This window comes from Roseateles sp. (assembly GCF_965229315.1).
Classification (GTDB): domain Bacteria; phylum Pseudomonadota; class Gammaproteobacteria; order Burkholderiales; family Burkholderiaceae_C; genus Pelomonas.
This window is the reverse complement of the sequence record NZ_CBDDJA010000002.1, coordinates 3,709,623-3,734,768: the sequence shown is the minus strand read 5'-3', so window position 1 is coordinate 3,734,768 and position 25,146 is coordinate 3,709,623. Positions and strand designations below refer to the sequence as shown.

The following is a 25,146-nucleotide window of genomic DNA, read 5'->3' as shown; positions in this document are numbered from 1 at the left end:
GGGACTTGCCCTAGCACGAAACAGAGAATGCTGACGCCTGGGTGACACGGCATGGCGCCGGCGTCCCATCGTTTCGGGACGAAGCCCGCATTCAGAGGCCGGAAAGACCCTGCATGTCACCGTCGAACAGCGCTTGCGCCAGGGTGTCCTCGCGTCGGCGCACCGTCGCCAGGAACTCGCCGGCGCCGCGCATCGCACGGAAGGTGTCGAAGCCGCTTTCAAGAAAATGCTGCAGCGCACCCAGCCCGGCCATCTGCGCAGGGCCGCGCATCAGCTTCAGCGTCTGGCGCAGCAGCGGCTTGCGCGTGAGCCGGTCCAGCGATTCGCCGACGGCCATCGTCAGCGCGATCTGCTCGCGGCGCGAGGCCGGCTCTGCGCAGGCACGCCAGGCGGCCACGTAGGCCGCCGGCGTGAGGTCGGGGGAGGGCAGGTGCTCGGCCATGCGCGTGTCCAGCCGCTCCGACAGCGCATGCAGCCGCGCCAGCTTGGCGACGGTGTCCACGACCTCGTCGGGGAACAGGCGCGTCAGCGTCGGGATGACGCGGGCGAACTGCGCGTCGCGCTGGCGGTAGTCGTCGGGACCGTAGAGCTCATGCAGGAAGAAGCGCGTCGCCGGCTGGTAGCGCGGGTCGGTCAGCAGGTCCGCGTAGGTGTGCGCGAAGCGGCGCTGCTGGAAGGCCTTCAGCGCCAGCACCCGCGCTTCAAGCGCCGGGTCCGCGGCGCGGCGGGTGCGTTCGGCCTCGACGCGTTTCAGATCGGCCAGCAGGGATTCGGCGCTGAGTTCGTCCATGGGTCGGTGGCGATTCTGCCTTCCTACACTGGCGCCATGAATGCACGACTGCAGAGGATCTGGTTCTTCGCCCGGCTGGTCATCGGCTTCGGTGTGGGTTGGCGGTTCGGTTGGGGCGCGGGCCTCGTGGCGTACTTCGCCTACCCGCTGCTGGTGCTGCCGCCCTCGTTCATCGCGCTGCGCTGGGTCAACCGCGGCGAGGCGCAGCCCGCCTGGGGCGACCTGCTGCGGGCCTGGGCGCTGGAGGTGGGGGCCACTGAGCGCAGCTTCGGCTGGCGCCAGCCGTGGCGCACGCACGCCGAGGCCGACCACCTGCCGCCGGATGCGACCGCCGCGGTGCTGCTGGTGCATGGCTTCAGCTGCAACCGTGCGTTCTGGAATCCGTGGATGGCCCGGCTGCGCCAGCAGGGCGTGGCCTTCGTCGCGCCCAGCCTGGAGCCGGCGTTCGGCAGCATCGACGACTACGCCGATGCCATCGAGGCCGACGTGCAGCGGCTGCGCGCCTTGCCCGGGATGGCGGGGCGCATGCCATTGATCGTCTGCCACAGCATGGGCGGCGTCGCCGTGCGCGCCTGGTGGCGGCGACATGGCGGAGCGGACGCGCCGCAGGTCATCACGCTGGGCACGCCGCACCGCGGCACACTGCTGGCGGCGTTCTCGCCGGCCTTCAATGCGCGGCAGATGCGCCTGGACTGCGACTGGATGGCCGCGCTGCCGCCGCTGCCGCGCCTGACCTGCGTGTGGACGCCGTGCGACCAGATGGTCATCCCCGCGCACACGGCCGTGGTGCCGGGCGCGGCAGCCCACCGCATCGACGCGGTGGGCCACGTGGGGCTGGTCAACGACCCGCGCGTGTGGGCGATCTTTCAGACCGCCTTGGCTGCGGTGTCGGTCAGCACGCCGCGGCGGATCTGATCCAGCTCGATGCTCTCGAACAAGGCCTTGAAGTTGCCTTCGCCGAAGCCCTCGTTGCCCTTGCGCTGGATCAGCTCGAAGAAGATCGGCCCGATCACTTCCTTGGTGAAGATCTGCAGCAGCAGCTCATCGTCCGCGCCCATGTGCGTGGCGCCGTCGATCAGGATGCGCAGGCGGCGCAGCTCGGCCAGGTTCTCGCCGTGGCCCGGCAGGCGCTTATCGATCAGGTCGAAGTAGGTGTCGATGGTGTCCTGGAACTCCACGCCGCCGGCCTTCATGCCTTCGACCGTGCCGTAGATGTCGGTGGTGCCCAGGGCGACGTGCTGGATGCCCTCGCCGTGGTACAGGGCCAGGTACTCGGCGATCTGGCTCTTGTCGTCGCTGCTCTCGTTGATCGGGATGCGGATCTTGCCGCAGGGGCTGGTCATGGCCTTGCTCTTCAGGCCGGTCAGCTTGCCCTCGATGTCGAAGTAGCGCACCTCGCGGAAGTTGAAGAAGCGCTCGTAGAACTCCGACCATTCCTTCATGCGGCCGCGGAAGACGTTGTGCGTCAGGTGGTCGATGTCGGTCAGGCCGTTGCCCACCGGGTTCGGGTCCACCGGCTGGCCCTGCGCGTCCAGCACGGGCACGAAGTCCACGTCGTAGATGGACATGTTGCCGATGGCCCCGGGCTTGGCGCCGCCCTTGCCCTGCCAGCGGTCGACCAGGTAGATCAGCGAGTCGCCGATGCCCTTGATGGCCGGGATGTTCAGCTCCATCGGGCCGGTCTTGTTGTCGAAGCCCCAGGCGCCCAGCTCCAGCGCGCGCTGGTAGGCGTGGGCGGCGTTGTCGACGCGGAAGGCGATGGCGCAGATCGACGGGCCGTGCAGCCGCGCGAAGCGCTGCGCGAACGAGTCGCTCTCGGCGTTGATGATGAAGTTCACGCCGCCCTGGCGGTACAGCGTCACGTTCTTGTGGCGGTGGCGGGCCACGGCCGTGAAACCCATGGTCTGGAACAGCTGGCCCAGCGCGGCCGGGTCCGGCGCGGCGAACTCGATGAACTCGAAGCCGTCGGTGCCCATGGGGTTGTCCCAGGGAGTGAACTTGGCCATGTCTGCCTCGTCGGTGAAATGTGTGAAGCCGGAAATTCTGCGGCGCAGAGGGCGCAGGTTTCATGCAATCTGCGGCGCTGCAAGCCTACGCGACGCTGGAAAGCTGCAAAATGCCGCCCATGGAAGCCGCCATCGAGCTCGACGCCATCGACCGCCGCATCCTGCGCGCGCTGCAGCAGGACGGCCGCGTCACCTACGACGCGCTGGCCGGCGAGGCGGGGCTGTCGTCGTCCGCCGTGCTGCGCCGCGTGCGCCGGCTGGAGGAGGCCGGCGTCATCGCGTCGTACGTGGCCCTGGTGCCGCCCGAGCGCGTGGGCCTGGGCCTGACCGCCTACATCAACGTGCGGCTGGAAAAGCAGACCGACAACCCGCTGCGCAACCCGCGCGACCTGTTCCGCGCCGCCGTGCAGGCCTGGCCCGAGGTGGTCGAGTGTGCGGCGCTGACCGGCGAGATGGACTACCTGCTGCGCGTGCTGGTGCAGGACATGCAGCACTACGCCCGCTTCATCAGCGACACGCTGCTGATGCACCCCGCCGTGCAGGACTGCAAGACCAGCTTCGTGCTGGAGCGGCTGAAGAACACGACCGCCGTGCCGGTGTAGGGCTTGTTCTTACTACAACACCCGCGGCAGATCCCGCCGGACCGCCACGCGGTCGCCGAAGTCGAAGTGCCACCACTCGGTGCTGATGGCGTGGAAGCCCGCCTCGCGCATCGCCGCACGCAGCCAGCCGCGCTCGGCGACGTGTTGCGCCGTCAGCGCGCCTAAAGCGAGATGCTCGGCCTCGTGGTCGGGGTGGGAGGCCAGCGTCATCTCGTCGAAGCCGCTGCCCATGTCGACCTCGCGGCCCGCCGGGTCCAGCAGCGTCACGTCCACGGCCATGCCGAAGCTGTGGATGGAGCCGCGCTCGGGGTGGGCCAGGTACATCGTCAGCGGCGTGCCCTGCAGCTCGTCCCACAGGCGCTGCTGCACGCGCTGGGGGCGCAGCGCGTCCAGCACCAGCAGGCGGTAGCCGGGGCGGCGCTCGGCCAGCCACGCGGCCGCGTGCTCCAGCGCGTCGGCGGCCTCGCGGCGCAGCCAGGCGCAGTCGATGCCGGCGTAGACCGGGTGGCCCACGAAGTTGTCGGCCGTCGCGTAGCGCAGCTCGGTGGCGATGCCGTGGCGCAGCGTGTCCAGGCGGCGGAAGTCCGGGTGGCCGGCGATGTCTTCGATGTGGAGGCTGTTCAAGGCAGTCGGGCCAGATGTTCGTGCGCAGCGGCGGTGATGAACTTGACGAGGCGGCGCGAGGCCTGGCCCAGCGGCGCGCTGGCGGCGCTGAGCAGGTAGAGGTTGACTGTGACGGCGGGGCTGAGTGGCCGCACGCGCACCTTGGCCGGGTCGGCGCTGGCGGCGGTGAACGGGTCCACCAGCGTCATGCCCACGCCGGCTTCGACGAGGGCCCGCGCGAGCTGGTAGGTCTGCACGGTGATGCGGCTCGCCAGCGGCGTGCCCAGCGCCTCGCCGGCATGGTGCAGCAGGCCGGCCAGCGGGTCGTCGCTCTCCAGCCCGACGATCTCGGTGCGGATGTCGGCCAGCGCCAGCGGGCCGTCGCCTTTCGCCTCCGGGCTGCCCAGCGGGCACAGCGCCACCATGGTGCCGCCGGCGATGGCCTCGGCCTTGATGCCGGGGTGGCGCGGGTCCTGCAGCGACAACGCCAGGTCGGCCTCGCCCAGCAGCAGCGCGGAGACGATCTCGCGCGTGTGGTGCGTGGCCAGCGAGCAGCTGGCGTTGGGGTACGCCTTGCACCAGGGCGTCATCGCGGCGGGCACGATGGCCATGGCGAGCGCCGGCGTGGCCACCAGCCGCACCTGCTCGCTCTCGCCGCTCTTCAGGTTGGCGGCCAGTCGGCGGATGCCGACCAGGTCGCGGTTGAGCTTGTCGATCTCGACGAACAGCCGCTGCGCCTCGGGTGTCGGATAGAGCTTGCCGCGCACGCGGTCGAACAGCGGCATGCCCAACTGCAGCTCGCAGTGCTGCAGCACCTTGGTGACGGCCGGCTGCGAGATGTGCAGCAACTGCGCGGCACCGCTGATGGTGCCGGCCTGCATGATGGCGTGGAAGACTTCGATGTGACGGAGCCTCATGGGGCCCCCGGCCCAGCGTGACCGCTGGTCCGCCCCCCGAGGGGGCCGACCGACGCCCGGGCCAGGAGCCCGGCCGGCGGCCGCGAGGGCCGGCTTGGGGCGGCCCGGCGCTCGGCCCAGGAATGCACGACGGCCTTGACGATCATTTCCGGTAGACCCCTTCGAAGTCCACCGAGCCGTTCGGCGCCATCTTGAAGCCCACCACGTCCTTGCGGATGGGGATGTAGACGGTGGAGTGCGCCATCGTGATCCATGGCCGCTCGCGCTTGAAGATCTCCTGCGCCTTCTCGTACAGCGCGATGCGCTTGGTCTGGTCGGGCGTGGCGCGGGCTTCGTCGATGAGCTTCTCGAACTCGGCGTTGCAGAACTTGATGCCGCTCTTGTTGGCCGCGCAGCTCAGGTTGGGCGTCAGGAAGTCGTCGGCGTCGCCGGTCTCGCCGCTCCAGCCGCTCATGTAGACGTTGTGCTCGCCGTTGTTGGCGCGCTTGAGGTACTCGCCCCATTCGAAGGTCTTGATGTGGGCCTTCACGCCGATCTTGGCCCAGTCCTGCTGGATGAGCTGGGCCATCAGCTGGCCGTTGGGGTTGGTGGGGCGCTGCACGGGCAGCGCCCACAGGTCGATCTCGAAGCCGCTGGGGAAGCCGGCCTTGGCCAGCAGGGCCTTGGCCTTGGTGGGGTCGAACTCGTTCTTCAGCTTCTTGTTGTAGCCGGGGATGGACGGCGGGAAGGCGCTGACGGCCTGCGTCGCGTCGCCGCGCGGGAACAGCGCCTTGAAGATGGCGTCGCGGTCGATGGCGATGTCCAGCGCCTCGCGCACTTCGCGCTTGTCGGTGGGCGGCTTCTTCAGGTTGAAGCTGAGATACGAGATGTTCAGCGCCTGGATCTTCTCGATGCTGATGTTGGGGTTGTTGGCCAGCGTGCCCACGTCCACGTCGCGCAGGGCCGCCGTCACGTGGCATTCGCCCGCGGCGATCTTCTGCACGCGGACGTTGGGCTCGCGGCTGATGCTGAAGACGAGGTTGGTCGTCGGCTGCTTGCCGCCCCAGTAGTCGGGGTTGGCCGTCATGCGCAGCACGTCGTCCTTGGCGTAGCTCTTGAACTGGAAGGGGCCGGTGCCCACCGGCTGCACGTTGATCTGGCTGGCCTTGCCGTCCTTCAGCAGCTGCGCCGCGTACTCGGCGGACTGGATGCCGGCCCATGCGAACGCGACATTGGCGACGAAGGTGACGTTGGGCTGCTTCAGGCGGAAGCGCACGGTCATGTCGTCCACCTTGTCGATGCCGTCGATGAGCTTGGCCAGGCCCAGGTTCTGCGGGTAGACGAAATTGGTCGGGAAGGCCTTGTTGAACGGCAGGCTGGGGTCGATGAAGCGCGTGAACGTGAACACCACGTCATCGGCGTTCAGCGTGCGCGTCGGCTTGAACCACGGCGTGCTGTGGAACTTCACGCCGGGACGCAGCTTGAAGATGAAGCTCTTGGCGTCGGGCGAGATCTCGTAGCTGAGGGCCAGCTTCGGGGTCAGCTCGGTCGTCGGGCGCTTGAAGCCCAGCAGGCCGTCGAACATCTGCGCGCTGACGATGTTGGTGCTGGCGCTGTCCCACATGCCGGGATCGAAGCCCTCGGGGCTGGCGTCGGCGCAATAGACCAGCGGTTTGCCCTGGGCCAGCACGGCGGCGGGGGCCAGCAAGGCGAGGGCGGCGGACAGCAGGGGAGCGGCGAGCTTCATGGCGGCAGGGCGAAAGCGGGTGTGCGGGGATTGTTCGGAGCGTCCCGCAGCGTCGCAAGCGCGGGCGACGCCACGGGGCATAACAAAAGCTTATACCTTTTGCGGCGCGAAAGGCCGAGGGCGCGGCCGGTCAGAATCGCCGCCATGTGGACCGGTTTCCAACCCCTGACTGTCCAGCGCGACGGCGTCAAGATCTACGCCCGCCACGGCGGCCCCGCTGCCGACACGCGGCCGCCGTTGCTGCTGCTGCACGGCCACCCGCAGACGATGGCCATGTGGCACCGCGTGGCGCCGGTGCTGGCGCAGACCCGCCGTGTCGTGCTGATGGATTTGCGCGGCTACGGCGACAGCGACCGCCCGCCAGCCGGCGAGGCCAGCGCGGCCTACGCCAAGCGCGAGATGGCGCGGGACGCCATCGCGCTGATGCAGTCGCTGGGCCATGCCCGCTTCGCCGTGCTGGCGCACGACCGCGGCGCGCGCGTGGCGCACCGGCTGGCGCTGGACCACCCGCAAGCCGTCACGCGGCTGATGCTGCTGGACATCGCGCCCACGCTGGCGATGTACGAGGGCACCACCGAGGCGTTCGCGCGCGCCTACTGGCACTGGTTCTTCCTGATCCAGCCCGCGCCGCTGCCGGAGCGTCTCATTGAGGCCGACCCGATGGCCTACCTGCGCGACGGCATGGGCCGGCGCGGCGGCGGGTTTTTCGACGAGCGGGCCTGGGCGGCATACGAACGCTGCATCGCCCGCCCCGGCACGGCGGCGGCGATCTGCGCCGACTATCGTGCCGGCGCCGGCATCGACCTGGACCACGACCGCGCCGACCGCGACGCGGGCCGGCGCGTGACGCAGCCGCTGCGCGTGCTGTGGGGCGCGAACGGCGTCGTGGGCCGCTGCTTCGAGCCGTTGAAGCTCTGGCACGCCGCGGCGGAGAACGTCTCAGGCCGCGCCGTGGACAGCGGCCACTACATCGCCGAGGAGGCACCGGACGTGGTGCTGGCCGAGGCCACCGAGTTCTTCAAGGACTAGGGGGCTTTCCTCACTACGGGAATCGGATGCGTTGCCACTCAAAAGCCCGCGAGCAAGGCGCGAAGTCGAAACTGGGGCCATCCCCAGCGAGACTTCGCAACGCCGCGCGCGGGCTTTTGAGTGACAACCCTTCGGGAGAGGGTCTGCGCGGGCGCATGGCGTCGTTGCGCGCCTTGCCTGGGCATGAGCCCAGGCGGCGTCGCACGCCTAGCCCTGCACCCGCGCAGACCCTCTCGCACCGAATCCCGTAGTGAGGAAAGCCCCCTTATGCAGAAGATTGCAGTGATCGCCGGCGACGGCATCGGCACCGAGGTGATGCCCGAGGGCCTGCGCGTGCTGCGCGCGGTGGCCGAACGCTTCGGCCTGGACCTGCGCTTCGACGAGTTCGACTTCGCGCACTGCCGCTACCACGCGCAGCACGGCCGCATGCTGCCCGACGACTGGAAGGCGCAGATCGGCGGCCACGACGCGATCTTCTTCGGCGCCGTCGGCTGGCCCGACACGGTGCCCGACCACGTCAGCCTGTGGGGCTCGCTGCTGAAGTTCCGCCGCGAGTTCGACCAGTTCGTGAACCTGCGCCCCGCGCGGCTGCTGCCCGGCGTGCGTTCGCCGCTGGTGGACCGCCGCGGCCAGCCGCTCAAGCCGGGCGACATCGACATGTGGATCGTGCGCGAGAACACCGAGGGTGAGTACTCCAGCGTCGGCGGCCGCATGTACGGCGGCACCGAGCGCGAGATCGTCATCCAGGAGACGGTGATGAGCCGCGTCGGCGTGGACCGCGTGCTGCGCTTCGCGTTCGAACTGGCCGCCAGGCGGCCGCGCGCGAAGCTCACCTCGGCCACCAAGAGCAACGGCATCGCGATCACCATGCCCTACTGGGACGAGCGCGTCGAAGCCATGGCCGCGCAGTTCCCCGGCGTGGCGGTCGACAAGTTCCATATCGACATCCTCTGCGCCCACTTCGTGCAGCGGCCTCAGGCCTTCGATGTGGTCGTCGCGAGCAACCTGTTCGGCGACATCCTGTCGGACCTGGGCCCGGCCTGCACCGGCACCATCGCCATCGCGCCGTCGGCCAACCTGAACCCGACGCGCGAGTGGCCCAGCCTGTTCGAGCCCGTGCACGGCTCGGCGCCGGACATCGCGGGGAAGGGCATCGCCAACCCCATCGGCCAGATCTGGGCCGGCGCGATGATGCTGGACTTCCTGGGCCACCGCGCCGCGCACGACGCCGTCATGGCTGCCATCGAGACCGTGCTGGCCGACCCGGCCGCGCCCAAGACGCCCGACCTGGGCGGTACTTCGTCATGCGCCCAGCTGGGACAGGCGATTGCCGAGGCTGCGAAAATCGCCGCATGAAACCCATTGCCTACACCCGCGCCCAAGGCCTGCCGGCCCTGCTGCAGAACCGCATCGCCGTGCTCGACGGCGCGATGGGCACCATGATCCAGCGCTACAAGCTCACCGAGGCCGACTACCGCGGCGAGCGCTTCAAGGACCACCCCAAGGACCTGAAGGGCAACAACGAGATGCTGATGTTCACGCGGCCCGACGTGCTCAGCGAAATCCACGAGCAGTACCTCGCCGCCGGCGCCGACCTGATCGAGACCAACACCTTCGGCGCCACCTCCGTCGCGCAGGAGGACTACGACCTCGCCGGCCTGGCCTACGAGATGAACGTGGCCGCCGCGCGGATCGCCCGCGCCGCCTGCGACAAGTACTCGACCCCGGACAAGCCCCGCTACGTGGCCGGTGCGCTGGGCCCCACGCCGCGCACCGCGTCCATCAGCCCCGACGTGAACGACCCCGGCGCGCGCAACGTCGACTTCGACACGCTGCGCGCCGCCTACTACGAGCAGGCGCAAGGGCTGCTCGACGGCGGCTGCGACCTCTTCCTCGTCGAGACCATCTTCGACACGCTGAATGCCAAGGCTGCCATCTTCGCGCTGGACGAGCTGATGGAAGACACCGGCGAGCGCCTGCCCGTCATCATCTCGGGCACCGTGACCGACGCCTCCGGCCGCATCCTGTCGGGCCAGACCGTCGCGGCCTTCTGGCACTCGGTGCGCCACGCCCGCCCCATCGCCATCGGCCTGAACTGCGCGCTGGGTGCCACGCTGATGCGGCCCTACATCGAGGAACTGGCCAAGGTGGCGGGCGACACGGCGGTCAGCTGCTACCCCAATGCCGGCCTGCCCAACCCGATGAGCGACACCGGCTTCGACGAGACGCCCGACGTGACGGCGCGCCTGGTGGGCGAGTTCGCCAAGGCCGGCTTCCTGAACATCGCCGGCGGCTGCTGCGGCACCACGCCCGACCACATCGCGGCCATCGCCAAGGCCGTCTCGGCCTACAAGCCGCGCGTCAGCGGCGACAAGTTCTTCAGCCAGATGCTGGACGCCGCCTGAGCGTTCACAGCACCGCCTTGGCTGCGGCCAGGTAGGTGCGGCGCTGCTCCAGGCCGTTGACGCCCCCGTTGAGGCGACGCGTGACCACGGCCACGTCGTCGTCCAGGGTGTTCAGCTTGGCCCGGGTCCAGATCCAGAGCGCCGTCTCCAGTGCGAGTTCGGGGTCAGTCGCGACGAGCGCCGGGTTGTCCATCACCTCGGCGTGGTGGGTCGCGCTGGCGAACGCCTGGTAGTTGCTCCGGCCGACAATCTGGATCAGCCCGCGGCCCTTGAAGCGCGGGCCGTCGCCGGCTTGGATATTGCCCAGGCCCGCCCGCCCTTCGTAGGCTTCGCCCGAGGACAGCTCCTCGGTGAAGCGCAGCTCGCCGCTCTCGTAGCCTAGTTGCGCCAGGAACATGGCCACGCGTGCGCAGGTGTTGATCTCGGCGCGGGCCAGCCCCTTGCGCAGCAGGGGCGCATAGGTGTCGAGATCGGCCGGGCGCGCGCGCGGGTAGATGCGCGCCAGCTTGGCTGGCGACAGCTGCTCCAGCGGGTTGCCGTTGCCCTGCTCACAGACGCGAGTTGGCGCAGCCGTGCCAGGCGCTGCCGAGGCGGCAGACGCGGGGGAGAGCTTGATGGGGCCGGCGGCTGCCACCACGACCGCGGGCGGTGGGCGGCCGCCCGTCTCCAGGTCGCGGCAGTCGCGCTCCACGGACGTCGTGTAGTCGTCCTTGATGGCGGCACCCACCGTGTCCTTCATGTCCTTGCGGTCAAAGGTTTCCGCCACCAGGTAGCTCTGTACCTTGAGCTGCTGCTCCAGGTAGACCTTGCATTCGGCCAGCGTCGTGTAGCGGCGGCCTTCGAGCCGGCTGCGCAGCGCGTCCATCACGGCCTGCTGCTCGGTGCTGCGCTCGGCCAGCTCCGTGCGCGCCCAGCCCTGCAGCGGGTTGCCGTCGATGGATGCGATGACCTTCAGCGTGTCGCGCCGGTACTCGCGCGAAGCCTTGTCGGCGATGGCGAGCTTGGCGAAATCGAGCGCGATCTGGTGGGCGATCTCGGTCTGCTTGAGCTGGTTCTGCCAGTAGCCGTTGATGAACTGCACCGTGGGTGCGACGGCCGCGCCGAGGGCGCCCAGCCAGGCGAGCACGGTGGGCGTGAAGACGCGCGGGGCGGTGGGTGCGGATGGGGATTCGGGCATGGCTGCCTCCTGTGGCGGTGCATGCTAAGGGCGGACCGGTGCCGTGGTGTTGACAGATAAATTCAAACGAATACATTTGTGTTCGTTCGAACTCATTTGAAGGCAGGTACCGCATGGCGACCCAGACCCTCACGATGGAGCCGCTGTCGGCGCGCATCCCGAGCGACCTCTACCTGTGGCTGGCCCAGCTGCAAGTGGAGGGCGCGACGACGAACAGCGACAAGCTGCGCGTGCTGCTCGGGCAGCTCAAGCGCCAGCATGACGGCGCGTTCGACTACGTGGCCGCCCACGGCTGGGCGCGCGAGCTGACGCACCGGCTGCGCGAGGCGCTGGTGCGCATCGAGGGCGCCGAAGGCCGGCATTCCGAGGTGTTGAACCTGCTGGTGGAGCAGGTCACGACGCTGATGGCGCTGGTCATCAGCGCCGCGCCGGCCAACGCCGCCGATGCCGCCAAGCTGGAAGACGCGCTGGTGCGCCGTGCCGCGCTGCTCGGCGAATCGTTGTTGCGCCAGGCCACGACAAGCGGCGCGCATGCCTTCGACCCCGAGGTGGTGAAGCGCCACCTCGGCCCCACCGTCGAGCTGGCCTCGACGCTCAACATCACCCAAGGAGCCTGACATGGCCGATTCCCTGAAGACCCGCGTGGGCCGCGTGATCGCCGGTGGCGTGCACGCGCTGCTGGACAAGATCGAGGACCTCAACCCGCAGGCCGCCATGGAGCAGGCCATCCGCGAGGCCGATGCCGTCATCGACGACGTGCGCCACGAACTGGGCACCGTCAGCGCCAACCGCCACCTGGCACAGCAGCAGCACGCCAGGCTCAATCGCGGCCACGAGGACCTGCGCGACCAGATCGCCCAGGCGCTCGCCGCGCAGCGCGAGGACCTGGCGCGCGCCGCCGTGTCGCGTCAGATCGACATCGAGGCGCAGATCCCGGTGCTGGAGACGACGCTGGCCGACCTGGCGCGCCAGGAGCAGGAGCTGCAGGGCTTCACCGCGGCATTGCTGGCCAAGCAGCGCGAGATGCAGGAGGCGCTGGCCGAGTTCCGCAAGAGCCGCGCGGCGACCGAATCGGCCGCGCAGCCGCTGGGGCAGGCCCACGTCGAGCAGCGCATGGGCAAGGTGGGTGAGGCGTTCGACAGGATCTACCAGCGCCAGACGGGCCTGAACGGCATGCAGCGCGCCGGCAACCTCGACCAGGCCGCCCGCCTGAGCGAACTGGAGCAACTGGTACGCGACCACAAGATCGCCGAGCGCATGGCCCGGATCAAGGCTGGCCAGGCCTGACACTCCTGCCTGCTAACGCCCACAACCCAGGACCGATCCGATGAATCTCTTCACCTCGCCCGAGACGCTGCCCTTCGGTGTCGCGGTCGCGTTGATCGTGGCCGTTGCGCTGCTGGAAGGCCTGGGCATGCTGATGGCGCTGAGCCCGAGCAACCTGCTCGACCACTGGCTGCCGGACATCGACACCGACAGCGGCCTGGACCGCGTGCTGGGCTGGCTGCACCTGGGTCGCGTGCCGGCGCTGGTGCTGCTGCTGCTGTTCCTGCTGGGCTATGCGCTGTTCGGCTATGCGCTGCAGAAGGTGGCGTTCAACCTGCTCGGCGGCTTCCTGCCCGCCTGGGTGGCGGGCCTGCTGGCTGTGCCGCCGGGGCTGGCCACGGTGCGCGGCCTGGGCAGCCTGGTGGCGCACATCGTGCTGCGCGACGAGAGCAGCGCCGTCAGCGAGCAGTCGCTGGTGGGCCGGGCGGGCGTCGTCAGCGCGGGCGCGGCACGGCGCGGGCTGGCGGCGCAGGCGCGGGTGCGCGATGCCCACGGCCGCACGCACTACCTGATGGTGGAGCCCGACCTGGATGACGAAGTGTTCGAAGAGGGCGCGCAGATCCTCATCGTGCGCAAGCTTGGGGCGTTCTACCGCTGCATCGCCAATCCCCATCCCAACCTGATCTGAGGGAGAAACCACATGGACAACATCATCGAAATCGCCGGCATCGCCGGTATCGCGTTGCTGGGGCTGCTGACCATCGGCTTCATCTTCGCGCGGCTGTACAAGCGCAGCACCAAGGAGCTGGCCTTCGTGCGCACGAGCCTGGGCGGCCAGAAGGTCATCATGGACGGGGGCGCCATCGTGCTGCCGGTGTTCCACGAGCGCGTGCTGGTCAACATGAACACGCTCAAGCTCGAAGTGCTGCGCCGCGAGCGGGAGAGCCTGATCACCCGCGACCGCATGCGCGTGGACGTGACGGCGGCGTTCTTCGTGCGCGTCAAGCAGACGGAAGAAGCGGTCAGCACCGCCGCGCAGACACTGGGCGCGCGCACGATGAGCCCCAACGAGCTGAAGGCGCTGGTGGAGGACAAGTTCGTCGACAGCCTGCGCGCCACGGCCGCGACCATGACCATCCAGGAACTGCAGGACAAGCGCCGTGACTTCGTGCAGGCGGTGCAGAACGCCGTCGCCGAAGACCTGGAGAAGAACGGCCTGGAGCTGGAGTCGGTGTCGCTGACGAGTCTCGATCAAACGGACAAGCAGTTCTTCAACCCCAACAACGCGTTCGACGCCGAGGGCCTGACACGCCTGACCGAGCAGACCGAGGCGCGGCGCAAGCAGCGCAACGACGTCGAGCAGGACACCGAGGTGCAGGTGCGCACCAAGAACCTGGAAGCCTCGCGCCTGAAGCTGACCATCGAGAAGGACCAGGAGTTCGCGTCGCTGTCGCAGAAGCGCGAGATCGAGATGGCGCGCGCCGAGCAGTCCGCGCAGATCGCGTCTCAGCAGGCCGAGCGCACGCGGGAGGCGGAGACGGTGAAGATCGAGGCCGAGCGCCAGGTGGGCCAGCGCCGCATCGAGGCCGAGCGCGAGATCAAGGCCGCCGAGATCGAGAAGACGCTGGTCATCCAGACCCGCGAGATCGAGCAGGAGCGCCAGACCGAGATGAAGCGCGCCGAGCAGCGCAAGCAGGTCGAGATCGCGCGGCAGGACACGCAGATCGCCATCGCCACCAAGTCGCGCGAGCAGTCCGAGGCCGACGCGGCCGCCAACCTGGCGCGGGCCGAAGCCGTGAAGGCCGAGGAAACCGTCAACACTGCGCGCCAGGTGGCGGTGGCCGAGCGGGACAAGGCGATTCAGCTCATCGAGGCCAGCAAGGACGCCGAGCAGAACGCCATCGCAGTCAAGGTGTCGGCCTCCGCCGAGAAGGAGGCCGCCATCGACCGCGCCGAGGCGCTGACCATCGAGGCCAGGGCCAAGCAGGCCGCAGCCATCGCCGAGGCCGAGGGCCGGCGCGCCATCAACGAGGCGCTGAACATGCTGTCGGCCGCTCAGATCGACCTGCAGGTGCGCACGCAGCTGCTGCAGCAGCTGCCCACCATCCTGGCCGAGGCGGTCAAGCCGATGGAGAAGATCGACTCCATCCGCATCGTGCAGGTCAACGGCATGCCGGGGCAGGGCGGCGGCAGCGGCACGGAAGGCGGCGCGGCTTCGGGCGCCACCTTTCCCGAGCAGGTCATGAACTCGGCGCTGCAGTACCAGGTCGCCAAGCCCATCGTCGACGCCGTCATGCACGACGCGGGCCTGTCCAACCAGGGCATCACCGGCCTGGCGCACAACCTGGCGGCGATGATGAAACCGGCGCCGGCACCGGTGCCGGCCACGCCGGCCGAGTGACCTGTCTCAGGCGCCCTTGGTCGGCGCGCTCGCTGCGGGCCGCGCGTTGCGGCGGCCTTCGGCGTAGTCGGCGGGCGGCTTCATCAGCGCCGCGTCGGGCTCGCCGCGCCTGATCTTCTCCAGCCGGTAGTTCTGTTCGCCCGAGCGCGGGTCGGCGTCACGGCTGGTCACGGTCAGCATCAGATCGGGGCTGCGCCACACCTCGCGGCTGATGACGATGGGCTTCTCGTTGCCGATCTTGCCGGCCGCGATGGTCCAGGTCGTGCGCTCGCCGGTGAGCTTCAGGCCGTCGATCTCCTTGGCGGGCAAGGCCGCTGTCGTGCCGCCTTCGCGCGGCAGCAGCGGGCTTTGCACCAGCAGCGGCGCGACGAGTGCGGGCGGGGCGGGCGGCGCAGGCGGCGCGGGGATGGCCGGTGGCGCGGCGAGGGCCGGCAGGGCCGGCAGCGCCGGCAGCTCGCTGGCACGGATGACGCGCACCTCGCGGCGGCGCTCCGTGGCTCTGGCGCCTGAGGCGGACGGCACGACGATCTCCCGCTCGATGATGATGCCCGGCTCGCCGCCCGTCGTGCGGCTGCGCAGGCGCTGTTCGTCCGCCACCTTCCCGCGCTCGGCGACGCGGCCGGCCCACTCCTTCCAGCGGGCCGCCTGCTCCTTCATGCGCTCGCCCCAGTCCTGCATCGAGTCCTGCCAGGCCGACATGGCTTCGTCCTGACCGCCATGCATGAACACGGCGTTGCCGCGCAGGCGCTGCACACGCTTCTGGTCGGGGTAGATGACCCAGCTCTCCCGGGCCACAGGGTCGTTCAGGTAGATGACCTTGGCACCGCCCTCGCGCTGCACCTCGCGGCGCGTGCGGCCCTCGCCGTCGCGGCAGAGCTGGCTCTGCTGCTGGCGCACGATGCGGTTGCCGTCGGCGAGCGTCTGCACGTTCTCGTGCACGGCCGTCGCGCAGTAGGGCGCGCCCTTGACCACGCGCTCGCCCTCCAGCTCGCGGCCGGCAAACGCGAGCGCCTGGTCGGCCATCGCCAGCTGCATGGGCATCTCGGCCATGGCGCGGTCCACCTCGCGTTCGACATTGCGCTGCACCTCGCGCTGCAGTTGCACGTCACGCTGGATGTCACGCGCCTGTCGCTGGGCCTCGCGCTGGGCTTCGCGTTGCGCCTCCCGCTGGGCTTGCTGGGCCTCGCGCTGCGCCGGTTCAACGTCCAGCGCGCAGGCCGAGGCGGCGAGGGCGCACAGCGCCAGGCTCATCAGGGGCTTTTTCATGATCGGGTCTCCATCGACAACAACGGCATCAGTTCAGGATGCGGACGGCCAGCACCTGGCCGCTCGGGTTCAGCATCAGTTCGGCGCGCACCAGCTCGTCGGCGCGAGCCGCGTCGAACGGCAGGCCCAGCAGCGCCAGGCGTTCGCGTGGCAGTTCGGCGGGCTGCAGCCACACGGCAGCACCGCGATCCGCCTTCAGCGCGGCGCGGAACTCGGCCTCGGGCACCAGCGGGATGAAGCCGCTGCCCGCCGCCGTGGTGGCCGCATGTGCGCTGCCGGCCGTGCCCGGCGGGTCCAGCAGCAGCAACGCGCACAGGAGCGCGGCGGCCGTGGCGCCCAGGCCACCGGCACCCCAGGCGAGGCGGCGCAGCCAGTGCGGCTCGGCCAGGTCGTCGGCGTGCGTCTGCCGGGCATGGCGGGACTGCTGCAGCTGGGTGAGCCGGGCCAGCAGCGCGGCGTCCTGCGCGGCGTCGGGCTGCAGGCGTGCGAACTCGGCGCGGGCCGGCCTCAGCCAGTCCGGCGTGTCGTCTTGAGGGCGGTGTGTCATCGGCGTTCTCCCACGGCCAGCAGGTCGGCCAGCCGCTGGCGGGCACGGTGCAGGCGGGTGCGCAATACATCGGTGCTGACGCCGGCAATCGCGGCGGCGTCGTCGTACGAGCGCTCCTGCAGGTCCACCAGCACGATGGCCTCGCGCTGCGGCCAGCTCAGCCGGCGGATGGCGGCCCACAGCTGGTGGTGCTGCTGCGCTTCGGCCAGGCGGGTGTCGCTGGCGTCGCTGGCGGCCCCGGGCGCGGCGCCGTCTTCGTCGGCCTCGTCCAGCTCGACATGGCGTCGCGCGTCGCGCCACTGGGCCAGCAACTGGTGCCGCGCCATGCCGGCGAGGTAGGCGCCCAGCGTGCCGCGGCCGGCGTCGAAACCCTGAGTGCCGCGCAGCAACTGGGCGAAAGCCTCGTGCACGGCGTCCAGCGCCGCGGCCTCGTCGCCGGCCAGCGCCAGCGCGTAGCGGTAGACCGCGCCGCTCTCGCGCCGGTAGACCGCCGCGAGCGCATCGCCGTCACCCGCGGCGAGGCGGGCGAGCAGCGCGGCGTCGTCCGCGGCAGCGGGCGCGGCGCCGGGGGCGACGAAGCCGAGCCGGGTCAGCCAGCTCATGTCGGGCAACATGGTGAAGGGGCCTGCAGAGATTGCATGCCCCTATTGAGCGCGACACCCCCCGGGCGTTACTCGGGACAAACCCGTCGTCACTTTCGGCATGGGTGTGGGCGCGCGGCATGCTGGCGCCATGCTGAAGCTGCAAGGCCTGGACCATCTCGTGCTGCGCGTCGTCGACCTCGACGCGATGCTGCGCTTCTACACCGGCACGCTGGGCTGCAGCATCGAGCGGCGCCAGGACGAGATCGGCCTGGTGCAACTGCGCGCCGGCCACTCGCTGATCGACCTCGTGCCCGTGCACGGCAAGCTGGGCCGCATGGGCGGTGCGGCACCGGGCCGTGAGGGCCGCAACATGGACCACTTCTGCCTGCGGGTGGAGCCCTTCGACGGCGATGCCATCCGCGCCCACCTCGTGGCGCATGGCGTGGTGGCTGGCGACACGGAGAGCCGCAACGGTGCTGAGGGCGAGGGGCCGTCGATCTACCTCAGCGACCCCGAGGGCAACGTCGTCGAGCTGAAAGGGCCGCCCGGGCCTGTGCACGGTCATCGCTGACGCGGGCTTCACGGCGCCTGGCTTCCGGGCCTTGGAAGTGACGCTACCGGATTACTTGCTGTGAGCCGCGGTGGCGCGCCCTTAAGTTACGGGCTCTCTCAACCGCTGGAGTTCCGTGATGCAAGTCCTGTTCAAGAGTCGCGCGCCGCATGCCGGCGACCTGCGTGAGTTGGCCCAGTCCCGGCTGAAGGCGGCCCTGCAGCGGTTGTCGTCGCGGGTGCCCAGGGTCACCGTCCAGCTGTCCGACGTGAATGGCCCGCGGGGTGGCGTGGACAAGCACTGCCGACTGGAACTGCACACGGCCGGCGCCGGCACCGTGATCGTGCGCTCGGTGGCCAGCCAGTGGCGCACGGCCTTCGATGACGCGCTGGCCCGCGCGCTGCGGCTGCTGCCGCGCCTGCTGCACCGGCTGCCGCGCCGCGCCACGCCGCTGCGCCGCCTGGGCGCGGACGCCCCATGACGCGCCCGCCCTCTTCCCTGACTCTGAACGAGGTTCGACCATGAAATGCCCCACCTGCCCCGACGCCACGCTGGTCATGACCGAGCGCCAGGGCGTCGAGATCGACTATTGCCCCGGTTGCCGGGGCGTCTGGCTGGACCGTGGCGAGCTCGACAAGCTCATCGAGCGCTCCACCGCGATCAGTGCACCCGCGCCGGTGCCGCAGGCCCAGGGCCAGCGGCGCCCCGATTTCGTCGACTCCGACTATGGCCGGCATGGCGGCCACCGCCGCAAGTCCTGGCTCAGCGACATCTTCGACTGAGCCCCACCACCCCAACCCCTGAAAGGAGCGTTCTCCATGAAGCGAGTCTTGCTGTTCCTGCTGACCAACCTGGGGGTCATGCTCGTGCTGGGACTGGCCGTTCAGTTGCTGGGGCTGAACCAGTTCCTCAGCGCCAACGGCCTGAACCTGGGCAGCCTGCTTGGCTTTGCCTTGGTGATGGGCTTTGGCGGCGCCTTCATCTCGCTGCTGATCAGCAAACCCGTGGCCAAGTGGACGACGCGGCTTCAGGTCATCAACGGCTCGCCGGATGCCACGCATGCCTGGCTGGTGGCCACGGTGGCGCGCTTCTCGGCGGCGGCGGGCATCCGCACGCCCGAGGTCGGCATCTACGAGGGGCCGCCCAATGCCTTCGCCACGGGGGCGTTCAAGAATTCGGCCCTGGTGGCCGTCTCCACCGGGCTGCTGCAGTCCATGACCCGCGAGGAGGTGGAGGCCGTGATCGGCCATGAGGTGGCGCACGTCGCCAACGGCGACATGGTGACCATGACGCTGATCCAGGGCGTGATGAACACCTTCGTCGTGTTCCTGTCGCGCGTGGTCGGCTACGTCGTGGACAAGCTCGTGCTGCGCAACAACCAGGACGGACCGGGCGTGGGCTACTACGTGACCACCGTGGTGCTGGACCTGCTGCTGGGCGTGCTGGCGGCGCTGGTGGTGGCCTGGTTCTCGCGGCAGCGCGAGTTCAGGGCCGATGCCGGTGCGGCGCAGCTGATGGGCCGCAAGCAACCCATGATCCATGCGCTGGCCAGGCTGCAGGGTCTCGACCCCGGCGAGATGCCCAAGGCCTTGCAGGCCATGGGCATCAGCGCGCGGCCCGGCAGCTGGCTGGCCTGGTTCTCCAGCCATCCCCCGATGGCGCAGCGCATCGAACGTCTGCAGCAGGCGTCGCTCACCTGAGCGGCGGGACGGCAGCCGCCAGGCCCCGCCACAATCGGCGGCCTGTGCGGTTGACTCCCTGCTTTCCTGCCTCATGCCTGTCCTGCCCACCAAGCTGCCCCACACCGGCACCACCATCTTCACCGTCATGTCGGCGCTCGCCGCCGAGCATGGCGCCGTCAATCTCGGCCAGGGCTTCCCCGATTTCGGTGCCGACCCCGCGCTGCTGCAGGCCGTCACCGACGCCATGGCCGCCGGCCACAACCAGTACCCGCCGATGACCGGTGTGCCGGCGCTGCGACAGGCCATTGCCGCGAAGCTCAACGCGCTGTACGGCTCGGCCTACGACGCCGACCGCGACATCACCATCACCGCCGGCGGCACGCAAGGCCTCATCACCGCGCTGCACGCCTGCGTGGGCGCGGGCGACGAGGTCATCATCATCGAGCCTGCCTACGACAGCTACGACCCCGCCATACGTCTCGCGGGCGCGGTGCCGGTGGGCGTGCCGATGACGGCCGACTATCGGCTGGACTGGGCCGCCGTGCGCGCCGCCATCACGCCGCGCACGCGCGCGCTGGTCATCAACACGCCGCACAACCCCAGCGGCCGTGTCGCCAGCGCCGACGACCTGCGCGAGCTGGCGCGCATCGCCGAGCAGCACGACCTGTTCGTCGTCAGCGACGAGGTCTACGAGCACATGGTGTTCGACGGCGAGCGCCACGAGAGCGTGGCGCGCCACCCGGCGCTGGCGGCGCGCAGCTTCCTCGTCAGCAGCTTCGGCAAGACCTTCCACGTGACGGGCTGGAAGGTGGGCTTCGTCGCCGCGCCGCCGGCCCTGAGCGCGGCCTTCCGCCGCCTGCACCAGTACACCGTGTTCACCGTGCACACGCCCACGCAGCATGCGCTGGCCGCCTACCTGGCCGACCCGGCGCCGTGGCAAGGCCTGAGCGACTTCTACCAGGCCAAGCGCGATGGGTTCCGTGCGGCGCTGGCCGCCACGCCGCTGACCCTGCTGCCCTGCGAAGGCACCTACTTCCAGACCGTGGACTACCGCGCGGTGTCGGACTTGCCGGAACTGGACTTCGCGAGGTGGCTGACCACGGAGATCGGCGTCGCGGCCATCCCGCTGTCGGGCTTCTACCAGCAGCCCCAGGAGCGCGGCCACGTGCGCTTCTGCTTCGCGAAGCGGGACGAGACGCTGGCTGAGGCGGCGCGGCGGCTGGCGAGGTTGGGCGGCTGAGGCCGGGTCGTCACAGCAGCGGCCCCAGCACGAACCACATCAGGAAATTGTGGGTGGCGTGAGTGGCGAAGGCCGCGTACGCCGCGGGCCAGAACCCCACGCTGCGGCACATCTCGTAGGCCAACGCGAACAGGCACCCGGACGCCGTCGTGGACAGGCCGTGGCCCAGCCCGCCCCCGAGCCAGTGCAGGCTGCCGAAGAACACGCCGCAGGCGATGACGCGGGCCGGCGGCGGCACGCGCAGCCGGCGCAACAGGGCCATGGGTGCGGCCTGTCCGAAGCTGGTTTCCAGTGCCGGCATCAACAGCACGCCGACGAGCAGGAACATCGGGCCGTTCAGTGCCCCGATGCTGCTGGCTGCCGAGGAGCCGAACCAGGCGGGCGCGAGCGCGGCATGGGCGAGCAAGGCGGTGCCCAGCCCGGCCGGAACGGTGACGAGCGCCAGCCCCAGAGCGAGCAGCGTGGCGGCCCGCCAGGGGGTGCGGGCAAGGCGGGTGGGCCAGTGCAGGCGGTTCGCGCTGGCGTGAGGCGGGGCAGCCGGGATGTCGTCGTTGCGCATGGAATTCAGGGGCAGGCTGTGACAGCCTAGCGCAGCGGTCGGCGCGCCAGCGGGCCCTGGCCGAGCATTCGGCATGGCGCAACCGAGCTTTCGGTTCGGCGTCAGAAACACAACTGCGGCGAGACGCCAGGCCCGCCGTGCCGGAAAATCACGGTTCCCGCTCCGAACCGCACAGGCCCGCCATGCCCACCTACCGCTCCAAGACCTCCACCGCTGGCCGCAACATGGCTGGCGCTCGCTCGCTGTGGCGCGCCACGGGCATGAAGGACGAGGACTTCGCCAAGCCCATCATCGCGGTGGTGAACTCCTTCACCCAGTTCGTGCCCGGCCACGTGCACCTGAAGGACCTGGGCCAGCTGGTGGCGCGCGAGATCGAGGCGGCGGGCGGCGTGGCCAAGGAGTTCAACACCATCGCCGTGGACGACGGCATCGCCATGGGCCACGACGGCATGCTGTATTCGCTGCCCAGCCGCGACATCATTGCGGATTCGGTCGAGTACATGGTCAACGCCCACTGCGCCGACGCGATGGTGTGCATCTCCAACTGCGACAAGATCACGCCCGGCATGCTGATGGCCGCGATGCGGATCAACGTGCCGGTCATCTTCGTCTCCGGCGGCCCGATGGAGGCCGGCAAGGTGCGCCTGGCGGTGCCGGGCACGTCCAAGATCGAGATCCGCAAGCTGGACCTCATCGACGCGATGGTGATGGCTGCGGACAGCAAGGTCAGCGACGCGGACCTCGCCGAGGTCGAGCGCTCGGCCTGCCCCACCTGCGGCAGCTGCTCGGGCATGTTCACGGCCAACTCCATGAATTGCCTGACCGAGGCGCTGGGCCTGAGCCTGCCCGGCAACGGCACGGTAGTGGCCACCCATGCGGACCGCGAGGCGCTGTTCAAGCGCGCGGGCCGGCGCATTGTCGAGCTGTGCCGCAACTACTACGAGGGCGAGGACGAGAACGTGCTGCCGCGCGCCATCGGCAAGAAGGCCTTCGAGAACGCGATGACGCTGGACATCGCCATGGGCGGCTCCACCAACACCATCCTGCACATCCTGGCGACGGCGCAGGAGGCCGGCATAGACTTCGACATGAACGACATCGACCGGCTGTCGCGCGTGGTGCCGCAGCTGTGCAAGGTGGCGCCCAACACCAACAAGTACCACATCGAGGACGTGCACCGCGCCGGCGGCATCATGGCCATCCTGGGCGAGCTGGACCGCGCCGGCCGCCTGCACACCGACGTGCCCACCGTGCACACCAAGACCATGAAGGACGCGCTGGACGAGTGGGACATCGCCCGCTCGCCCAGCGAGGCCGTCAAGACCTTCTACAGGGCCGGCCCGGCCGGCATCCCCACGCAGGTCGCCTTCAGCCAGGCCACCCGCTGGCCCAGCCTGGACACCGACCGCGCCGAAGGCTGCATCCGCGCCGTGGCGCATGCGTTCTCGCTCGAAGGTGGCCTGGCGGTGCTGCGCGGCAACATCGCGCTGGACGGCTGCGTCGTGAAGACCGCGGGCGTGGACGACAACCTGATGGTGTTCGAAGGCCCGGCCCACGTGGTGGAGAGCCAGGACGAGGCGGTCGCCCACATCCTGGACGACCAGGTCAAGGCCGGCGACGTGGTGGTGGTGCGCTACGAAGGCCCCAAGGGCGGCCCCGGCATGCAGGAGATGCTCTACCCGACCAGCTACATCAAGTCCAAGGGCCTGGGCAAGGCCTGCGCGCTGCTGACCGACGGCCGCTTCTCCGGCGGCACGTCGGGCCTGTCCATCGGGCACTGCTCGCCCGAGGCGGCGGCGGGCGGCGCGATCGGCCTGGTTCGCAATGGCGACCGCATCCGCATCGACATCCCGAACCGCACGATCGATGTGCTGGTCAGCGATGAAGAACTGGCGAAGCGCCGCGCCGAGCAGGATGCCAAGGGCTGGAAGCCGGTCGAGGCGCGCCCGCGCAAGGTGTCGGCGGCGCTGAAGGCCTACGCGCTGCTGGCGACGTCGGCGGACAAGGGGGCGGTGCGAGACCTCAGCCAACTGGAGGGGTGATCTCCTCCAGCTGCCAACGTGTCGATCCATCCGCTGAGCGTTCCCGATGTGCTTGCGCTCGCGCTGCCGGCGCGGGTCAGGCGTGCGCATCAGTATTTCGGCAGTTTCATCAAACTGAGTTGCACGGCGGCGACTGGTGCGGATCTGGTGCTGCGCGTCTATCTGGCGGATTGGACGTTCCGGGGTCCTCAAGGCGGCCTCATCGACTCGGATGGCGCCGCAGCGAGCAACAACGAGCGTCTTGCAATCCTGGAAGGCAGCGAGCTGTGTGAGATCGTTGCTAACGCGGCCACCAGGGTGCGACTCAGTTTCACGAACGGCGCCTCACTCGTGCTGGTAGCCAACTTGGCGGAGTACGAGCCTGAAGACGAGCTCTTGCTCGGCTACTTGGAGCCGGCGATGGTGGTGTTCATCCCTCACCAGGGATTCATCACCAAGCCACCCGTGGGATCAATGTCCAAAGCGCCGAAGCCGGCGCCGTGACTACGCCGCCTAGGAAAAATCAGCCCGCCCGCTCCAGCATCGCCTGCAACAACACATTGCACCCCGCCTCGATGTGCGCCGGCTGGGCGTCCTCGATCTCGTTGTGGCTGATGCCGTCCTTGCAGGGGATGAAGATCATGCCGGCCGGCGCCAAACGCGCCATGTAGACGGCGTCGTGGCCGGCGCCGGACACCGCGCGCATGTTGCTGTAGCCCAGCGTGTCGGCAGCCTTTTGCACGGCGGCGATGCAGTCGGCGTGGAAGGGCTGGGCCGGGTAGGCGCTGACGGGCGTGATCTCGATGGACAGGCCGCTTTCGGCACTCAGCTTGGCGGCCACGGCGCGGATGTCGGCGTCCATCGCCTCGCACAGCGCGTCGGTCGCGTTGCGCAGGTCGATGCTGAACTTCACGCGGCCGGGGATGACGTTGCGGCTGTTGGGGTGCACCTGCACCATGCCCACCGTGCCGCGGCCGTGGGGGGGGTGGCGGTGGGCGCAGGCGACGACCTCCTGCATCAACTTCGCGGCCACCTGCAGCGCGTCCTTGCGCAGCGCCATGGGCGTGGGGCCGGCGTGGGCCTCCATGCCGGTGACGACGCAGTCGTACCAGCGGATGCCCAGCACGCCAGTGACGACGCCGATGGTCTTGTCGTGGTCTTCCAGCACCGGGCCCTGCTCGATGTGGGTCTCGAAGTAGGCGCCGATGGGGTGGTCGCCGGGCTCCTGCTCGCCGATGTAGCCGATGCGCGCCAGCTCGCCCTTCACCGTCTTGCCTTCGGTGTCGGTGGCCGCGTAGGCATGTTCCAGCGTGAAGGCCTTGGCGAACACGCCCGAGCCCATCATGACGGGCACGAAGCGCGAGCCTTCTTCATTCGTCCAGAACGCGACCTCGATGGGTGCCTCGGTCTCGATGCCATGGTCGTTCAGCGTGCGCACGACCTCGATGCCGGCCAGCACGCCGTAATTGCCGTCGAACTTGCCGCCGGTGGGCTGGGTGTCGATGTGGCTGCCGGTCATGATGGGCGGCATGTTGCTGCGGCCCGCGCGGCGCATGAAGACGTTGCCGATCTTGTCGACAGTGACCGTCATGCCGGCCTCGCGCGCCCAGCGCGTGACGAGGTCGCGGCCCTGCTTGTCCAGATCGGTCAGCGTCAGGCGGCAGACGCCACCCTTCTCGGTGGCGCCGATCTGCGCGAGCTCCATCAGCGAGTCCCACAGGCGCTGGCCGTTGACGCGGAGTTTCGTGATGTCGGTCTTGGTGGGCATGTCCATC

Annotated in this window: 27 protein-coding genes; 16 read left to right on the top strand and 11 right to left on the bottom strand. The window is 69.7% G+C overall.

Going from position 1 to position 25,146, the window contains the following annotated elements; genetic code table 11:
• Positions 1-91: 91 nt before the first annotated feature.
• The gene (locus ACO07H_RS22060) at positions 92-790 is read right to left on the bottom strand and encodes an FFLEELY motif protein (RefSeq protein ID WP_422018182.1); all 699 of its coding nucleotides are present in this window, start codon (positions 788-790) and stop codon (positions 92-94) included.
• A 36-nt stretch (positions 791-826) separates the two neighbouring features.
• Between ACO07H_RS22060 and ACO07H_RS22055 the strand changes: the two genes are divergently transcribed.
• Positions 827-1,705, top strand: coding sequence for an esterase/lipase family protein (locus ACO07H_RS22055; protein ID WP_422018180.1), 879 nt, complete (start codon positions 827-829; stop codon positions 1,703-1,705).
• On the opposite strand, the gene hppD is transcribed toward ACO07H_RS22055, so the two are convergent.
• Positions 1,657-2,796, bottom strand: coding sequence for a 4-hydroxyphenylpyruvate dioxygenase (gene hppD / locus ACO07H_RS22050; protein ID WP_422018178.1), 1,140 nt, complete (start codon positions 2,794-2,796; stop codon positions 1,657-1,659). The genes ACO07H_RS22055 and hppD overlap by 49 nt on opposite strands.
• A 119-nt stretch (positions 2,797-2,915) precedes the next feature.
• Between hppD and ACO07H_RS22045 the strand changes: the two genes are divergently transcribed.
• Positions 2,916-3,398 carry an Lrp/AsnC family transcriptional regulator gene (locus tag ACO07H_RS22045; protein ID WP_422018176.1) on the top strand — a complete coding sequence of 161 codons (483 nt, stop codon included), beginning with the start codon at positions 2,916-2,918 and terminating at the stop codon, positions 3,396-3,398.
• Positions 3,399-3,410: 12 nt separating this feature from the next.
• On the opposite strand, the gene ACO07H_RS22040 is transcribed toward ACO07H_RS22045, so the two are convergent.
• The 3 genes from ACO07H_RS22040 to ACO07H_RS22030 form a co-directional block, all read right to left on the bottom strand.
• Positions 3,411-4,022, bottom strand: coding sequence for a M15 family metallopeptidase (locus ACO07H_RS22040; RefSeq protein WP_422018174.1), 612 nt, complete (start codon positions 4,020-4,022; stop codon positions 3,411-3,413).
• Positions 4,019-4,918: a LysR family transcriptional regulator gene (locus ACO07H_RS22035; protein WP_422018172.1), complete on the bottom strand. Its 900-nt coding sequence runs from the start codon at positions 4,916-4,918 to the stop codon at positions 4,019-4,021. Before ACO07H_RS22035 ends, ACO07H_RS22040 begins: the two co-directional genes overlap by 4 nt.
• 142 nt (positions 4,919-5,060) lie before the next feature.
• Positions 5,061-6,644 carry an ABC transporter substrate-binding protein gene (locus tag ACO07H_RS22030; RefSeq protein WP_422018170.1) on the bottom strand — a complete coding sequence of 528 codons (1,584 nt, stop codon included), beginning with the start codon at positions 6,642-6,644 and terminating at the stop codon, positions 5,061-5,063.
• A 144-nt stretch (positions 6,645-6,788) separates the two neighbouring features.
• Here ACO07H_RS22030 and ACO07H_RS22025 point away from each other — a divergent pair, with 144 nt between their 5' ends.
• The 3 genes from ACO07H_RS22025 (at position 6,789) to ACO07H_RS22015 (ending at position 10,078) form a co-directional block, all read left to right on the top strand.
• Positions 6,789-7,673, top strand: coding sequence for an alpha/beta fold hydrolase (locus ACO07H_RS22025; RefSeq protein ID WP_422018168.1), 885 nt, complete (start codon positions 6,789-6,791; stop codon positions 7,671-7,673).
• 267 nt (positions 7,674-7,940) lie between these two features.
• Positions 7,941-9,029 carry a tartrate dehydrogenase gene (locus ACO07H_RS22020; protein ID WP_422018166.1) on the top strand — a complete coding sequence of 363 codons (1,089 nt, stop codon included), beginning with the start codon at positions 7,941-7,943 and terminating at the stop codon, positions 9,027-9,029.
• Complete coding sequence (locus ACO07H_RS22015) at positions 9,026-10,078, top strand: homocysteine S-methyltransferase family protein (protein WP_422018164.1); 1,053 nt, start codon at positions 9,026-9,028, stop codon at positions 10,076-10,078. The genes ACO07H_RS22020 and ACO07H_RS22015 overlap by 4 nt, the downstream gene beginning before the upstream one ends.
• A 4-nt stretch (positions 10,079-10,082) precedes the next feature.
• Here the strand turns inward: ACO07H_RS22015 and ACO07H_RS22010 are convergent, their stop codons facing one another.
• On the bottom strand, positions 10,083-11,255 hold the full coding sequence (locus ACO07H_RS22010; RefSeq protein WP_422018162.1) for a glycoside hydrolase family 19 protein: 1,173 nt from the start codon (positions 11,253-11,255) through the stop codon (positions 10,083-10,085).
• Positions 11,256-11,368: 113 nt separating this feature from the next.
• Here ACO07H_RS22010 and ACO07H_RS22005 point away from each other — a divergent pair, with 113 nt between their 5' ends.
• The 4 genes from ACO07H_RS22005 to ACO07H_RS21990 are packed head-to-tail and all read left to right on the top strand — an operon-like array spanning position 11,369 to position 14,922.
• Positions 11,369-11,872, top strand: coding sequence for a hypothetical protein (locus ACO07H_RS22005; RefSeq protein ID WP_422018160.1), 504 nt, complete (start codon positions 11,369-11,371; stop codon positions 11,870-11,872).
• Between the two features lies 1 nt (position 11,873).
• Positions 11,874-12,542, top strand: coding sequence for a PspA/IM30 family protein (locus ACO07H_RS22000; RefSeq protein ID WP_422018158.1), 669 nt, complete (start codon positions 11,874-11,876; stop codon positions 12,540-12,542).
• A 40-nt stretch (positions 12,543-12,582) separates the two neighbouring features.
• The gene (locus tag ACO07H_RS21995) at positions 12,583-13,209 is read left to right on the top strand and encodes a YqiJ family protein (RefSeq protein WP_422018156.1); all 627 of its coding nucleotides are present in this window, start codon (positions 12,583-12,585) and stop codon (positions 13,207-13,209) included.
• A gap of 12 nt (positions 13,210-13,221) precedes the next feature.
• Positions 13,222-14,922, top strand: a complete 1,701-nt coding sequence (locus tag ACO07H_RS21990; protein ID WP_422018154.1) for a flotillin family protein — start codon at positions 13,222-13,224, stop codon at positions 14,920-14,922.
• Positions 14,923-14,928: 6 nt separating this feature from the next.
• Here the strand turns inward: ACO07H_RS21990 and ACO07H_RS21985 are convergent, their stop codons facing one another.
• From ACO07H_RS21985 to ACO07H_RS21975, 3 genes are read right to left on the bottom strand one after another with little or no spacing between them, the layout of a single operon-like run.
• Positions 14,929-16,188: a hypothetical protein gene (locus ACO07H_RS21985; RefSeq protein ID WP_422018152.1), complete on the bottom strand. Its 1,260-nt coding sequence runs from the start codon at positions 16,186-16,188 to the stop codon at positions 14,929-14,931.
• Between the two features lie 28 nt (positions 16,189-16,216).
• A complete protein-coding gene (locus tag ACO07H_RS21980) occupies positions 16,217-16,735 on the bottom strand; it encodes a hypothetical protein (protein ID WP_422018150.1) in 519 nt (172 codons plus the stop codon).
• A complete protein-coding gene (locus ACO07H_RS21975) occupies positions 16,732-17,337 on the bottom strand; it encodes an RNA polymerase sigma factor (protein ID WP_422018148.1) in 606 nt (201 codons plus the stop codon). Before ACO07H_RS21975 ends, ACO07H_RS21980 begins: the two co-directional genes overlap by 4 nt.
• Before the next feature lie 130 nt (positions 17,338-17,467).
• Between ACO07H_RS21975 and ACO07H_RS21970 the strand changes: the two genes are divergently transcribed.
• The 5 genes from ACO07H_RS21970 (at position 17,468) to ACO07H_RS21950 (ending at position 20,791) form a co-directional block, all read left to right on the top strand.
• The gene (locus ACO07H_RS21970; protein ID WP_422018146.1) at positions 17,468-17,890 is read left to right on the top strand and encodes a VOC family protein; all 423 of its coding nucleotides are present in this window, start codon (positions 17,468-17,470) and stop codon (positions 17,888-17,890) included.
• A gap of 118 nt (positions 17,891-18,008) precedes the next feature.
• Positions 18,009-18,350 (top strand): HPF/RaiA family ribosome-associated protein, encoded by a 342-nt coding sequence (locus ACO07H_RS21965; protein ID WP_422018144.1) that lies wholly within the window; start codon positions 18,009-18,011, stop codon positions 18,348-18,350.
• A gap of 40 nt (positions 18,351-18,390) precedes the next feature.
• Positions 18,391-18,651, top strand: a complete 261-nt coding sequence (locus ACO07H_RS21960; RefSeq protein WP_422018142.1) for a zf-TFIIB domain-containing protein — start codon at positions 18,391-18,393, stop codon at positions 18,649-18,651.
• Between the two features lie 36 nt (positions 18,652-18,687).
• Positions 18,688-19,569, top strand: a complete 882-nt coding sequence (gene htpX, locus ACO07H_RS21955) for a protease HtpX (protein WP_422018140.1) — start codon at positions 18,688-18,690, stop codon at positions 19,567-19,569.
• A gap of 73 nt (positions 19,570-19,642) precedes the next feature.
• Positions 19,643-20,791: a methionine aminotransferase gene (locus ACO07H_RS21950; RefSeq protein WP_422018138.1), complete on the top strand. Its 1,149-nt coding sequence runs from the start codon at positions 19,643-19,645 to the stop codon at positions 20,789-20,791.
• A gap of 10 nt (positions 20,792-20,801) precedes the next feature.
• Here the strand turns inward: ACO07H_RS21950 and ACO07H_RS21945 are convergent, their stop codons facing one another.
• Positions 20,802-21,350: a hypothetical protein gene (locus tag ACO07H_RS21945; RefSeq protein ID WP_422018136.1), complete on the bottom strand. Its 549-nt coding sequence runs from the start codon at positions 21,348-21,350 to the stop codon at positions 20,802-20,804.
• Positions 21,351-21,532: 182 nt separating this feature from the next.
• Here ACO07H_RS21945 and ilvD point away from each other — a divergent pair, with 182 nt between their 5' ends.
• Entirely contained in the window at positions 21,533-23,392 is a 1,860-nt protein-coding gene (gene ilvD, locus ACO07H_RS21940; protein WP_422018134.1) for a dihydroxy-acid dehydratase, read from the top strand.
• Between the two features lie 18 nt (positions 23,393-23,410).
• Positions 23,411-23,875 carry a hypothetical protein gene (locus tag ACO07H_RS21935; RefSeq protein ID WP_422018132.1) on the top strand — a complete coding sequence of 155 codons (465 nt, stop codon included), beginning with the start codon at positions 23,411-23,413 and terminating at the stop codon, positions 23,873-23,875.
• Between the two features lie 19 nt (positions 23,876-23,894).
• Here ACO07H_RS21935 and ACO07H_RS21930 read toward each other — a convergent pair whose 3' ends face one another.
• Entirely contained in the window at positions 23,895-25,145 is a 1,251-nt protein-coding gene (locus tag ACO07H_RS21930) for a Zn-dependent hydrolase (protein WP_422018130.1), read from the bottom strand.
• Position 25,146: the final 1 nt, after the last annotated feature.

Coding starts and splice junctions, on each gene's coding strand:
- ACO07H_RS22060 (WP_422018182.1), bottom strand. CDS start 790: ATGGACGAACTCAGCGCCGAATCCCTGCTGGCCGATCTGAAACGCGTC.
- ACO07H_RS22055 (WP_422018180.1), top strand. CDS start 827: ATGAATGCACGACTGCAGAGGATCTGGTTCTTCGCCCGGCTGGTCATC.
- hppD (WP_422018178.1), bottom strand. CDS start 2,796: ATGGCCAAGTTCACTCCCTGGGACAACCCCATGGGCACCGACGGCTTC.
- ACO07H_RS22045 (WP_422018176.1), top strand. CDS start 2,916: ATGGAAGCCGCCATCGAGCTCGACGCCATCGACCGCCGCATCCTGCGC.
- ACO07H_RS22035 (WP_422018172.1), bottom strand. CDS start 4,918: ATGAGGCTCCGTCACATCGAAGTCTTCCACGCCATCATGCAGGCCGGC.
- ACO07H_RS22030 (WP_422018170.1), bottom strand. CDS start 6,644: ATGAAGCTCGCCGCTCCCCTGCTGTCCGCCGCCCTCGCCTTGCTGGCC.
- ACO07H_RS22025 (WP_422018168.1), top strand. CDS start 6,789: ATGTGGACCGGTTTCCAACCCCTGACTGTCCAGCGCGACGGCGTCAAG.
- ACO07H_RS22020 (WP_422018166.1), top strand. CDS start 7,941: ATGCAGAAGATTGCAGTGATCGCCGGCGACGGCATCGGCACCGAGGTG.
- ACO07H_RS22015 (WP_422018164.1), top strand. CDS start 9,026: ATGAAACCCATTGCCTACACCCGCGCCCAAGGCCTGCCGGCCCTGCTG.
- ACO07H_RS22010 (WP_422018162.1), bottom strand. CDS start 11,255: ATGCCCGAATCCCCATCCGCACCCACCGCCCCGCGCGTCTTCACGCCC.
- ACO07H_RS22005 (WP_422018160.1), top strand. CDS start 11,369: ATGGCGACCCAGACCCTCACGATGGAGCCGCTGTCGGCGCGCATCCCG.
- ACO07H_RS22000 (WP_422018158.1), top strand. CDS start 11,874: ATGGCCGATTCCCTGAAGACCCGCGTGGGCCGCGTGATCGCCGGTGGC.
- ACO07H_RS21995 (WP_422018156.1), top strand. CDS start 12,583: ATGAATCTCTTCACCTCGCCCGAGACGCTGCCCTTCGGTGTCGCGGTC.
- ACO07H_RS21990 (WP_422018154.1), top strand. CDS start 13,222: ATGGACAACATCATCGAAATCGCCGGCATCGCCGGTATCGCGTTGCTG.
- ACO07H_RS21985 (WP_422018152.1), bottom strand. CDS start 16,188: ATGAAAAAGCCCCTGATGAGCCTGGCGCTGTGCGCCCTCGCCGCCTCG.
- ACO07H_RS21980 (WP_422018150.1), bottom strand. CDS start 16,735: ATGACACACCGCCCTCAAGACGACACGCCGGACTGGCTGAGGCCGGCC.
- ACO07H_RS21975 (WP_422018148.1), bottom strand. CDS start 17,337: ATGAGCTGGCTGACCCGGCTCGGCTTCGTCGCCCCCGGCGCCGCGCCC.
- ACO07H_RS21970 (WP_422018146.1), top strand. CDS start 17,468: ATGCTGAAGCTGCAAGGCCTGGACCATCTCGTGCTGCGCGTCGTCGAC.
- ACO07H_RS21965 (WP_422018144.1), top strand. CDS start 18,009: ATGCAAGTCCTGTTCAAGAGTCGCGCGCCGCATGCCGGCGACCTGCGT.
- ACO07H_RS21960 (WP_422018142.1), top strand. CDS start 18,391: ATGAAATGCCCCACCTGCCCCGACGCCACGCTGGTCATGACCGAGCGC.
- htpX (WP_422018140.1), top strand. CDS start 18,688: ATGAAGCGAGTCTTGCTGTTCCTGCTGACCAACCTGGGGGTCATGCTC.
- ACO07H_RS21950 (WP_422018138.1), top strand. CDS start 19,643: ATGCCTGTCCTGCCCACCAAGCTGCCCCACACCGGCACCACCATCTTC.
- ACO07H_RS21945 (WP_422018136.1), bottom strand. CDS start 21,350: ATGCGCAACGACGACATCCCGGCTGCCCCGCCTCACGCCAGCGCGAAC.
- ilvD (WP_422018134.1), top strand. CDS start 21,533: ATGCCCACCTACCGCTCCAAGACCTCCACCGCTGGCCGCAACATGGCT.
- ACO07H_RS21930 (WP_422018130.1), bottom strand. CDS start 25,145: ATGGACATGCCCACCAAGACCGACATCACGAAACTCCGCGTCAACGGC.